The organism is Paenibacillus sp. FSL H7-0943, from assembly GCF_037963265.1.
GTDB classification, from domain to species: Bacteria; Bacillota; Bacilli; order Paenibacillales; family Paenibacillaceae; genus Paenibacillus_AQ; species Paenibacillus_AQ odorifer.
Genome location: NZ_CP150148.1, coordinates 1,741,694 through 1,753,459, shown reverse-complemented (window position 1 = coordinate 1,753,459; position 11,766 = coordinate 1,741,694). Strand labels below are relative to the sequence as shown.

The 11,766-nt window shown below is 44.6% G+C and carries 10 protein-coding genes; 3 read left to right on the top strand and 7 right to left on the bottom strand.

Features of this window, described 5'->3' with window-relative positions:
- Window positions 1-38 precede the first annotated feature (38 nt).
- Genes fucU through NSQ55_RS07655 form a run of 4 tightly spaced genes read right to left on the bottom strand, consistent with a single transcriptional unit; the run spans window position 39 to window position 4,391 of the window.
- On the bottom strand, window positions 39-467 hold the full coding sequence (fucU, locus tag NSQ55_RS07670) for an L-fucose mutarotase (RefSeq protein ID WP_076138304.1): 429 nt from the start codon (window positions 465-467) through the stop codon (window positions 39-41).
- 11 nt (window positions 468-478) lie between these two features.
- Window positions 479-1,129 (bottom strand): class II aldolase/adducin family protein, encoded by a 651-nt coding sequence (locus tag NSQ55_RS07665; RefSeq protein WP_038569477.1) that lies wholly within the window; start codon window positions 1,127-1,129, stop codon window positions 479-481.
- A 20-nt stretch (window positions 1,130-1,149) separates the two neighbouring features.
- Entirely contained in the window at window positions 1,150-2,595 is a 1,446-nt protein-coding gene (locus NSQ55_RS07660) for a rhamnulokinase family protein (protein WP_339172399.1), read from the bottom strand.
- Between the two features lie 29 nt (window positions 2,596-2,624).
- The gene (locus tag NSQ55_RS07655) at window positions 2,625-4,391 is read right to left on the bottom strand and encodes an L-fucose isomerase (protein WP_076277111.1); all 1,767 of its coding nucleotides are present in this window, start codon (window positions 4,389-4,391) and stop codon (window positions 2,625-2,627) included.
- 241 nt (window positions 4,392-4,632) lie between these two features.
- Between NSQ55_RS07655 and NSQ55_RS07650 the strand changes: the two genes are divergently transcribed.
- Window positions 4,633-5,403: a DeoR/GlpR family DNA-binding transcription regulator gene (locus NSQ55_RS07650; protein WP_076185292.1), complete on the top strand. Its 771-nt coding sequence runs from the start codon at window positions 4,633-4,635 to the stop codon at window positions 5,401-5,403.
- Between the two features lie 41 nt (window positions 5,404-5,444).
- Here the strand turns inward: NSQ55_RS07650 and NSQ55_RS07645 are convergent, their stop codons facing one another.
- Window positions 5,445-6,152: an SGNH/GDSL hydrolase family protein gene (locus NSQ55_RS07645; RefSeq protein WP_076185293.1), complete on the bottom strand. Its 708-nt coding sequence runs from the start codon at window positions 6,150-6,152 to the stop codon at window positions 5,445-5,447.
- A gap of 66 nt (window positions 6,153-6,218) precedes the next feature.
- Between NSQ55_RS07645 and NSQ55_RS07640 the strand changes: the two genes are divergently transcribed.
- A complete protein-coding gene (locus tag NSQ55_RS07640; RefSeq protein WP_076280513.1) occupies window positions 6,219-7,193 on the top strand; it encodes an aldo/keto reductase family protein in 975 nt (324 codons plus the stop codon).
- Between the two features lie 82 nt (window positions 7,194-7,275).
- Here NSQ55_RS07640 and NSQ55_RS07635 read toward each other — a convergent pair whose 3' ends face one another.
- A complete protein-coding gene (locus NSQ55_RS07635) occupies window positions 7,276-9,951 on the bottom strand; it encodes a YhgE/Pip domain-containing protein (RefSeq protein WP_339172393.1) in 2,676 nt (891 codons plus the stop codon).
- A gap of 236 nt (window positions 9,952-10,187) precedes the next feature.
- On the opposite strand from NSQ55_RS07635, the gene NSQ55_RS07630 reads away from it, so the two are divergent.
- Window positions 10,188-10,715: a hypothetical protein gene (locus tag NSQ55_RS07630; protein WP_076185295.1), complete on the top strand. Its 528-nt coding sequence runs from the start codon at window positions 10,188-10,190 to the stop codon at window positions 10,713-10,715.
- Window positions 10,716-10,795: 80 nt separating this feature from the next.
- Here NSQ55_RS07630 and NSQ55_RS07625 read toward each other — a convergent pair whose 3' ends face one another.
- Window positions 10,796-11,761 carry a family 43 glycosylhydrolase gene (locus tag NSQ55_RS07625; RefSeq protein ID WP_339172390.1) on the bottom strand — a complete coding sequence of 322 codons (966 nt, stop codon included), beginning with the start codon at window positions 11,759-11,761 and terminating at the stop codon, window positions 10,796-10,798.
- Window positions 11,762-11,766: the final 5 nt, after the last annotated feature.

Sequence of the window (11,766 nt, the reverse complement as noted above, 5' to 3'; positions counted from 1 at the left end):
TGGTCACCCAAGCGGTTAGCGGCTTCGTTTCCGTTATTTTAACTTTTAATAACGCCTTTTTTAAGAATAACGTTCCCATACAACGCTTCTTCACCAGTAACTATAACTGCATAACTTTGCTTAGAACGGTTATAGAAATCAAAACGTTCCTCATGTTTAATCGTGGCTTCAGCATCATGTTTGGCGATGATTGTCTCGTATGTGGACCAGATAACCGGCACAGTTGGATCTCCTGCAACTACTGCCATAAAAGCCACCTGTTGCTCTGCGTAATGATCCAGAGGTAACAACTCTAAGATGGCATCCAGCAGTTCGGGAATACCGATGCCATCATATCTCAGTACCCTCGGATTCAACGAATGTCCGGGATAATTCGCATCAGCCAATACAAGCTCATCCCCATGACCCATCTCCATCAGAATGCGTACCAGCTCCGGAGACAGCAGCTTAGGAATTCCTTTTAACATAAGGCACCTCTTTACTTCCCATAAAATGATCGCAACGCTACCAGCTCATCAATCCGATGCTGCGGCAATTCTCTCTCCCCGCCAATCATCCGGGTAATGAAGGTGAGCTTGGCGGTATACTCAAGCCGCTCCATATTCAGATATGCTTCCATAACATCTTCTCCCCAAGTAAGGGCTCCGTGATTCTCGAGCAGGACCGCAGTTTTTTTGCCCAGGAAAGGCATCAGTGAATCTGGAATTTCTTCCGTCGATGGTGTTCCATATTCCGCCAACGGAATATCTCCGATCATAATCACCGACTCTGGCATCATCATCTTGTCGAGCGCCTCACCTTTTATGGCAAATGCAGTAGCATACGGGGGATGTGCATGGACCACACCCTTCATCTCTGGCAGCTCATTATAAATTCTTAGATGCATTTTTGCTTCCGTTGAGGGTCTGTAGCCTTCAGCTGCTTCAAGGACTTCACCTTGCAGATTCACTTTTACAAGCATATGAGGCTCTAAATATCCCTTACTCACCGCTCTGGGGGTAGTCAGAATTACATTCTCTGATAAGCGAGCAGAAATATTCCCATCATTAGCCGCAATAAAATCTTTATTAAACAGGTTTCTCCCGATATCACAAATCTGCAAACGTAATTTTTGTTCTAAGGTATCCATAGGGTTTCTCTCCTCGTATCCTATTTTTCACAAACCTTCACCAAAGAAGGCAGATATGTCTTAAAGGCAAAAGATCTTTCCACTACCTGCTTGCCCCCGGAGATTTCCAGTTCCCCTAGGGCAGCCAGTTGAATAATTATATTGCCAATTGCACTGGCTTCCACAGGCCCCGCTACAACTTTTCTCCCCGTAATATTAGCGGTAAGCTGACAGAGCAGTTCATTCTGAATCCCACCACCGACCATATGAATGATATTGATTTTTTTGCCGGTGATCTCTTCCATTTCGTCAATCGTATGGCGATAGGACTCTGCTAAGCTCTCAAGTATGACGCGTATAATCTCAGCTTTCGTATAAGGGGCTTGCTGGCCTGTTCGTTCGCAATATTCTCTAATCCGTTGGGTCATCACACCGGGTGTACTGAACAGCTCGTCATTCGGATCAATAATTGCTGGAGCATGATTTATGGTTTCGGCTAGCTCAACCATTTGGCCTTGGCTGACGTATTTTCCCGCTTCGGCCCAATTCCTTTGCAGCTCCTGCAAAATCCATAGTCCCGTTATATTTTTGAGCAAACGATTAGATTGGCCGTAACACTGCTCATTTGTGAATCCGTATTCATAGCTTTTCTCTGTAATGACAGCTTTAGGCGTCTCCATGCCCACTAACGACCATGTACCACAGCTAATAAATGCTGCATCTTCCTTTAGAGAATAAGGAATAGAAGCTACTGCTGAAGCCGTATCATGAGAAGCACCCGCAATTACCTCCATTGAACCTACGCTAAGCTCCTCTTGAATTACCGGAAGGATAGAACCAATAACCGTTCCCGCTTGAACCCGTTGTGGCACTAGACCAACCGGGATATTAAGCCTGCTGAATACTTCAGTGGAGACTTTACCAGATACAGCGTCCATTAAGCCACTTGTACTCCAAATCGTGCTTTCTGCTGCCGCGATACCAGAGAATAAATAGTGGAACAGGTCTGGCATCATTAAAACAGTATCTGCGATCTCTAGCAGAGAATCATTATCCTGAAAATCAGCAAACAGCTGATAAACTGTATTAATTAAGCTCGGTTGAATACCTGTAATGCTAAATTGCTCCCTTGGTGGAAGCAGCGCCTCCAACCCTAGACGATGACTTCCCATTCTCCTATCCCTATAATGATGGGGGGAATAGAGCAACATCCCTCTTTTATCAATAAAACCGTAATCGACTCCCCACGTATCCACGCTTAGAGACCTCAATTTTCCATGCGCCCTATAAGCTCTCTGGATTCCTTTTTTCATTTCGTGGAAGAGCTTCAAAACATCCCAATACAAATGCCCGCCAACATACACCGGCGTATTAGCAAACCGATGAATTTCTTCTATGCGAAGGGTGTTACCGTCATACAATCCCAACATCACTCTTCCGGAACTGGCGCCAAGATCCATAGCCAGAAGCTTAATCGTATCACCCATTTCAAGCACACCTGCTCCACAAGAAGATTTTAATATAGCGGTCCGAAATTCTGACAGGCTCTGTAATCTGCTCCTTCCAGATTCTCCGTCCCAAATAACGACCACACCCGTGGTCTGAAAATACGTGATTCCTCAACGTTATGCATACTTACTGGAATGCGTAAAATCGACGCCAGCGTAATCAGATCCGCCCCGATATGGCCATAACTGATCGCCCCATGATTCGCGCCCCAATTATTCATGACATCATATACCGATTGGAATGAACCACTGTTAGTTAGCTTAGGAGCGAACCAGGTCGTCGGCCATGTCGGATCTGTTCTTTGATCCAAAGTATGATGAACCTCTTCAGGCAGCTCTACAGTGTAACCTTCAACAAGCTGAAGAACAGGTCCAAGCCCCTTCACCAGGTTCAAACGAGCCATAGTAACCGGCATTCCGCCTTGGGTTAAATAATCGGTAGAGAAGCCGCCTCCCCGGAAATATTCTTGAGAAGCTGGCCGGAATTGTGTATTGCTTAGACAAGCCTCAGCCTCTTCGTCTGTAATCTCCCAAAAAGGTTTGATTGCAGGCTTACCCTCTATCCTTTGCTCACCTGTACCATCAAGCGCTGCCGAACCAGAGTTGATCAGATGCAGTATTCCGTGAGCTGCTTCTCCCTCCAATTGATGACCCGTCACTCGCTTCACAGCATCGGGACTCCAGAAGGTTCGGACATCCGCAAAGATTTGTGCTGTATTCGTAAGCAAATAATTGAACAGCATCGTTACCCCATTCAAGCTGTCATTCTCTGTCGCTACGAGATAAGGTGCACGTTTGCCGTTCCAGTCAAAAGAAGAATTCAACATCGTCTCCATGAAATCGCCGTTAGGGAAATGGTCCGTCCATTGTCTCTGGCCTTGGAAACCGCCAACAATTGCATTGTGGCCGTTAGCTTCCTCCTCAAAACCAAGCTCAGCGAGAACCGGATTGCCGATCATCAGGTCGCGGGCGATCAATGTCATTTTCACACAGGTCTCCCACTGCTTCTCTTTCTCTTCTGCACTGATTTGCAGATGCGGCGGATTATTATCGGCGCCAACTTGGCAGTTTTCTTTAGTCCACGCTAGCGCACGCTTAAATTCCTCTTTATCATAAATCTCTTCTTCAAAGCGCCGGACATATTCAGACATATCTATATATTCATTGCGCATGCCCAGATACTCTTGGAAAAACTGTTCATTCACAATGGAACCCGCAATCCCCATCGAAACAGAACCCATAGATAAATATGATTTCCCCTTCATTTGAGCAACTGCTAAGCCTGCTCTAGCAAACTGCAGCAATTTAGACTGCACATCCGCTGGAATCTCTTCACTGCTAGACTCTTGAACATCTTCACCATAGATACCAAACGCAGGAATTCCCTTTTGAGCATACGCCGAGAGAACAGCAGCTAGATACACAGCACCCGGCCGTTCCGTTCCGTTAAATCCCCACACGGCATGCGGAATGGATGTATCCATATCCATTGTCTCTGAGCCATAACACCAGCAAGGCGTCACGGTGATCGACACCCCTACGTTAGCCCCGGAGAATTTCTGAGCCGCAGCAGCAGCTTCTTTAACTCCACCGATCGTAGAATCGGCGATGATGCACTCTACAGGACTCCCATTCGGATACCTTAAATTCGCTTCAATAAACTTAGCCACCCGCTGAGCCATGCCCATCGTTTGCTCTTCCAGTGATTCACGAACGCCTCTTCTTCTGCCATCAATGGTTGGGCGGATACCAATTTTCGGATAGTTTTCTATCAATGCCGTTCCTCCTCAAGATCATCTTAGAGTCATCGTTAATAGATCTATTTCTCCTTCATCATAAAATCTGCAAGCGCTTTAGTCAACACAAAACAACATATTACCTAAACAAAAGTGTGGTTTTATGTGATATAATTATTATATATTGTGGTTTTATGTGAATATGTAATTATTTTTAGATTTAAACAACAATGTAGTACACTAGAAAGCAGACGATTTATATATAAAGGTGAGTGAATGAATGAAAGCATTTGAACGACGGGATCTAATTATTAAAGAGCTTTACAGACAGAAGAAGGTCCATGTCGCAGAGCTAGCGCAAAAATTCAACGTCTCGGAAGAGACCATTCGGCGGGATCTAGATAAACTGGACAAAGAAGGTCTTGCCAAAAAAAATTATGGTGGAGCCATTCTCAACGCCCATACCAATGAAGATCCTTCCTACATCAGCAGACATCAGGTCAATATTGAAGCAAAGCGAATCATAGCCGATAATGTACTGCAATTAATCAATGATGGAGACAGCTTGGTGACAGATACGAGCTCAACGGTGTTTGAAGCCTTGCGTAGAATTATTGAGGAGAAAAACAATCTGACAATTATTACGAACTCTCTGGTGGTATTATCCGAATTTCAACACTCCGGTCAAAAGCTGATTTCCACAGGTGGAATTTTAGGCCCCGAGACCAGCTCCTTTGTTGGAAATACCGCTTCACAGACGATTCGAAAATATAATGTGGATGTAGCTATATTCAGCTGTAAAGCATTGTCCATGACAGGCGGGCTAAGTGATTCAAATGAAGAAGAAAGTGAACTGAAGGTGCTTATGCAGCAGCAGGCAAATAAAGTGGTTCTGCTCGTAGATCACTCCAAATTTGACCGGACTGCGTTCATTAAGTTGTTCAGCTTTGATAGAGTGGATTATATCGTTACAGATCAGAAGCCTTCTGAGGAATGGATCGATTTCTTAAATAATTACCATGTATCTCTTATCTATGCGCCCGCTGAGTGATCAGCAGGTGCATAGATAAAGAGAGATAATAACTTTATAACTTAGTTGTTTAAAAGACCCCTTTCCAAGACGACCTTCAGCCATTCCCCAGCAATCAGATCATGCCCGGCAGTCGTCGGATGAACGCCATCCCACAGCCAGTAGGCTGCTTCTGCTCTCTCCGCAGCTGCATTGAAAGCATCCTGTAAAGGTACATAGACCGTATCAAATTGCTCAGACAGCTGCTTAACCACTCCCTGATAATGTCTAATCTTCGCTTCCCATTCTGACCACTGTTCAGCTGGAGCTCCGGTATTTAAAATAAAAGGCTCACATAAAATCAGCTTCGTATGTGGCAGAACTTCACGTGTTTCTTCAAGTACATGACGGTAAGCGCGTTCAAAACGGTCTGTAACTCCACTTGGTTCCCCTTTCATCATTCTCCAAATATCGTTAACCCCAATCAATATACTAATGATGTCAGGCTGCAAGCTAATTGCATCTTCATTCCAGCGTGCATATAAATCGGAGATTCGATCTCCACTCACTCCGCGGTTATAGAATACCAGATTATCTTCTGCCCGCTCATTCCCTAGCTTGCCTCCGATGATATACGCATAGCTATGTCCAAGAATATGATTCGGGTCTTCATCACGACCCCGATTCCCATCCGTAATGGAGTCACCCTGAAATAAGATCACTTTTGATTTTTTAGTAGCTGGATTAGTCATTGAATCTTTCATCTCCTTGATTACTAGTATATTAATCATTCAACTTGAATGTCTCCTATAATACAAGTAAAGTTATCATATAGAATACAAGGAGGAAAGAGAAAAATGAAATATAGAAGACTAGGCAATTCAGGGCTCAAAATCAGTGAGATCGGACTAGGCAGTTGGCTTACATATGGAACAGCAGCAGAACAAAAGGCAGCCGATGCTTGTATCAGCAAAGCTTTTGAATGCGGTATCAATTTCTTTGATACGGCTAATGCATATAACCGTGGTGAAGGCGAAAAAGCGATGGGTGCTGCTCTACGCTCCTATGAAAGATCATCTTATGTGCTAAGTACAAAGGTCTTTTTCCCCATGGGAGACGATGTTAATAACCGTGGTTTGTCCCGGAAGCATATTATGGAGCAATGTGAAGCCAGCCTCCGCCGCTTAGGCACCGATTATATTGATGTATATTTTTGTCATCGCTTTGATACAGAGACCCCTGTAGAGGAGACTCTACGCGCGCTGGATGATCTGACGGCTCAAGGTAAGATTCTCTACTCCGCTGTTAGCGAATGGAGCGCAGCCCAAATCTCCAATGCAGCTGGTATCAGCCGCAGACTGAACCTGCGTCCACTGATCTCGAATCAACCCATCTATAATATGTTCGAACGTTATATTGAAGATGAGGTCCTTGAAGTATCCCAGCGTGAGGGGCTGGGCCAAGTGGTCTTCTCTCCTCTAGCGCAAGGAATTCTGACTGGCAAATATAAACCGGGGCAACAACCTCCAGCAGGAACCCGTGCAGCGGATAATTCAGTTAATGGTGTGATCTCCAGCTACCTCCGTGATGATGTGTTGTCTGTGGTTGGACAGCTGGATGAACTCGCTCACAGTTTAGACCTGAAGCTTTCGCAATTGGCATTGGCATGGATTCTACGCCAGCCTGGTGTAAGTTCAGCATTAATTGGTGCCAGTAAACCAGAGCAAGTTGCAGAAAATGCTAAAGCTGTAGATACGGTACTCTCCGCAGATACTTTACAGCAAATCGAGGAGATTCTTAAGCCGGTAGCTGATTTTGCTCCTGCCAGATAACCTTTTGCACAATTGCCATATAGTACACAAAAGAGGTTGTGCCAAAAGCCATCACCATGGCTTAGGCACATCCTCTTTTTCTTTAAGAAATCAATTTAGACTCTTCGGCTTGTTCAGAAGCCTTATGGATAAAAGGCTCCAGTGGTTTCTTGAGGAGTAATGCCAGCAAGAGTGCCAGCACACCGAAGATAATCAAATAAATCACATCACGAATCGCCACTTCCGGCAGAATTCCCCCAACCGCCTCCCGCATCAGACTAATTGCATAGGTAAACGGCATATACGGATTTAATATTTGAAAAAAACGCCCAGTCGTACTAATCGGAAATGTACCGCCGGAGCTAGAGAATTGAAGCACCATGAACACGATTGCTATTCCTTTTCCCAGGTTGCCAAATACAGCGACAAGCGTAAATACAATGGTTACGAACACGATGCTGATTAACACTCCAAAAAGTACAAACCACACCTTATTCACCACATAACAGTGCAAAATAAAAATGTTGCCCAGGACAGCCACCAGCCCCTGAAGAATCCCCACCGTAAGGAAGGTCAGCAGGCGGCCAAAATACAATTGATATCTTTTGTACGTTAGCCCCCCCGTATCCACACCTGTGCGGAGAAGAGAGACAAGCAGTGTGCCTCCGACCCATAAGGAAAGTACGACATAAAAAGGAGTCATTGCTGAGCCGTAATTCGGAATGGGATATAACTTATTCTCTTTTAACACTACCGGATTGGCCAAAAAATCACTTTTGCTCTTAATATCTCCTCCGAGCAGTTGCGCAATTGCCCCCAGATCAATCTCTTCTTTAATTTGGCGGATCGTGGAGGCGGCTTTTCGAATCGAGTCTTCCAGTACTGGAAGATCATTTCTCACCAAATCTGCGGCAAGCGCCACTCCTTTATCTGCACGGGGGAGTCCTGTACGAATCAGCTCCGAGACCTGATGAACCCGCTCTTCTACAGTAGGCAGATCCTGACGCACGAAATTCGCAGCTTGCTGTATCTTTTCCCCTGCAGTAGGTAAGCTGCTCTCCAATAGCGGAAGTGTATCTCGGATGAAAGCACCAAAGCCCTGGGTCTGATCGGCAACCCCACTGGCTGCTGTGTGGACCGCTTCGCGTATAGCTGGCAAATCCTGCTGCAGACTAGCTAAGCTTGTCTGCCCGAACTCAATCGCCGACATTGTCTCTTCCAGTAGAGTACCCAGCGCGGGTAAACGATCTGGCATTTGCTGCAATGCGGTAGCTGTGACATCTGCCGCCGAAGTTATTTGCTCCAGTTTATTTTTTATGGCAGGGATAGTCGACGAATCATATCCTGAGATAAGCTTCGCAATTGCCAGCTTCCCAAGACCAGACTTTAGGAACAATTGGTTAATTGCACTGGAATCAGCGGTATCCTTATTCTGAAGGTCAGCCGCCATAGCATTTACCAAGGACTTCTGACTGTTCAAAACACTGTCTACACCTTTCAATGCCGCAAGATCAGCAATAGACACTGTTTCAGGTGAAAATGTGTTCAATGCATTTAACATAGAAAGTGTGTGTTCAATCACGCTGCTTCCTGCAGCCAACTGTGCTGAGAGTAACTCCAACTGCTCACGTACAGCTTGTGGCTCGTTATCCTCTCCCTTTAACTGTTCAGCAAGCTTGACCACTGAGCTCTCCGTTTGCTGTAGGAGATTAAGATTCTGTTTGACAGCTGCTGGAACAGCTTCAAATGCAGCACTGCTCTTCTCCAAAAATTGTTGAAGCTCCAGAACAAAATCATTTCCGGCAGTGGCAATCTTTTCTGCCTCAGGCAGTGCTGTTAAGGCAGCATTAACGATTTTATGCGCTTCCGTAAGACCTTGCGAGGCCTGAGCCATGATCTGTTCAACTTCACCATAATGGTTATCAAGTTGAACGATTAACTGTGCCGCTTCTTCAATCTTGGGCAGCTTGTCCTGTAGCCCCCCTAAATGATCTAAGGTACTCGCGATTTGCGGCCAATGCTCAGCAATTTTCTCTAAAGCCTCACCCGCTTTTTCCACCTCTGGCAGCTTATTCACCAATGTGGAAATACGCTCTGCTGAGGCATGAATCTGCGGCCAAATTTCCTGGATTTTCAATACTCGTTTACCTGCGGTTTCAATTTCTGGCAGGCTCGCCTCTAATTTAAACAATCCTTTTTCTACCTTGCGTATAATGGGCAATTCAGATTGAAATTCCTTATCAATTTGACTTAAAACAGTAAATACCGTCTCACTAATCGTTTCCGTGAAATTCTCACTGATCTGTGTGGTGATTGAAGTGGCGCCCTTATCCGTGATTTTAGGAGCAATCGCATTTATTTTCTCATTGACGGTATATTCGATCTCTGGTTTCACAATCGTTCCTTCAAGAATTCCAGTCATTCGTTTGGAGAAATTAGCAGGGATAACAATACTGGCATAGTAGTCTCCGCGTTTGACACCATTATGTGCAGTCTCTGCATCTACAAAGGTCCAGCCCAAGTTTTTATTGCTCCGAAGACTTTCCATGACCTCATTGCCGATATTAAAATCCTTCTCCTGCACCTTAGTACCTTCATCTAAGCTGGTAACAGCAATTTTAATGCCAGAAGTATTGCTATAAGGATCCCATACTGACGCAACGTTCACCCAATCATACACGGAGGGCAATACCACCAATGCGGCAACCAGCAATACGGCCACAGGAACTCTGAATAAGTTACGCCAATCGTTCCTATAAATCCGTAGTATTCCGCCCATTCGCTGCTCCCCCTAATCTGCATGTTTTGATATTTTAATATGCCCGAGGAGACAAGCTTTTACTATTCATTTTAGGGAACTCATGACTTCTCATTGCTTTTTAAAAAAACTTTTAAAAAAATGCAACAAAAACTGCTCTTCTCACGTAAAGAGTAATATAAAACCCGTTTAAGAAAAAACAGAGCGGGTAATAAGTTTTATACAACGTCTTACATATCTCAAGGGGGAGATTAATAATGTTTAAGAAAAAGTCAGCGTATGTGTTACCGGTTGTTGTTCTGTTGTTTCTTTCCCTCATTACTTCTGCAAGTACCGTTGGAACACGGGTAGATGCGCAAGATAGTGACAAGACCCAGCATCAAACAGTTTACTTTCATACTATTGAATCCGACCATGGCAAGCTCTCCGGTACGACCGATGAAATAAACTGGTATCAGGGTGCTGATGCCGATCGAATCTTTGCTGAAAGAGATCCAGAAGCTGCAGCAGAAATAGGCGGAGCTCCAGACAGTTATTATATTGTAAATGATGTTGATACTCTGACAACTTATCCGATTGCGGATAACGCCACAGTGACGATGCAAATTTTTGATCACACTGGCAATATGGATGACTTGGATATCAACTGGAATGAGTCCATCACCTTACAGCAATTTATGGATCAATTTAATAAAACGGATGTCATCGACTTGAGCCAGTTCCCGTATCACATCACCATTCAGGACGGCGTAATTACTTCTATCGTTCAACAATATATACCTTAAGGTGCAACATAAGAAAGAGGGTTACTCAGCAGCCATGTACATGGCTTATAAGTAACCCTCTTTTTTATTTGCTTAACGAATTATCGTTTAGCTGCATCCTTAACGGGAACCCCAAAATTCGGCGTACCATCTTCATTCCAATGGAAGACTTGAGCACGAGTATGACGGTTCGGATCGTACAGCGGATCGCCGGTAATTTCTTTATAATTGCGGCAGTGGTAGATGAGTACATCTTCCCCATTTTCATTTACAGTAAAGCTGTTATGACCCGGTCCATATTGTCCATTCTCTTCATTGGTCTGGAATACCGGTTCCGGCAGTTTGGTCCATGAAGTGGCATCCAGCAGGTCACTGTCCTCATCTGCAACCAAAAGTCCCATGCAGTAATTGAAGTCCGTAGCGCTAGCCGAGAAGCTGATAAAGATACGGCCGTTACGTTTAAGCACTGCAGCTCCTTCGTTTACCTTGTACCCAATAATCTCCCAGTCATATTCAGGAGTAGCAATCATGGTCTGAGGACCGGTTAGCGTCCATGGATTACTCATTTCCGAAATATACAGGTTAGAATTCCCCTCAATATTCAGATCCTTCTGTGCCCATACATAATACAATTTTCCTTTGTGTTGAAAGGTGGTTGCATCCAATGCAAAGGATTCCCAAGCGGTTTTTACTTGGCCTTTTTCTACCCATGTTCCTTCTAAAGGATTGGCAGATTCATTCTCAAGAGCAAACATACGGTGATCGAATAATCCATCCTTCGTCTCCGTAGTACGCGCCGCCGCGAAATAAATGTACCATTTCCCGTCAATATAATGGAGCTCTGGTGCCCAAATGTTTGCACTAAGCGGACCCGTCTCATATTTACGCCAAGCTACAACCGGTTCTGCAGCAGCCAATCCCTCGATTGTTGTTGCTCTCCGTACTTCGATCCGGTCGTATTCTGGAACAGAAGCAATAAAGTAGTAATAACCATCTGTATGTTTATATACCCATGGATCAGCACGTTGCTCCACCAATGGATTTTTATATTCTACACTCGTATTCATAATCT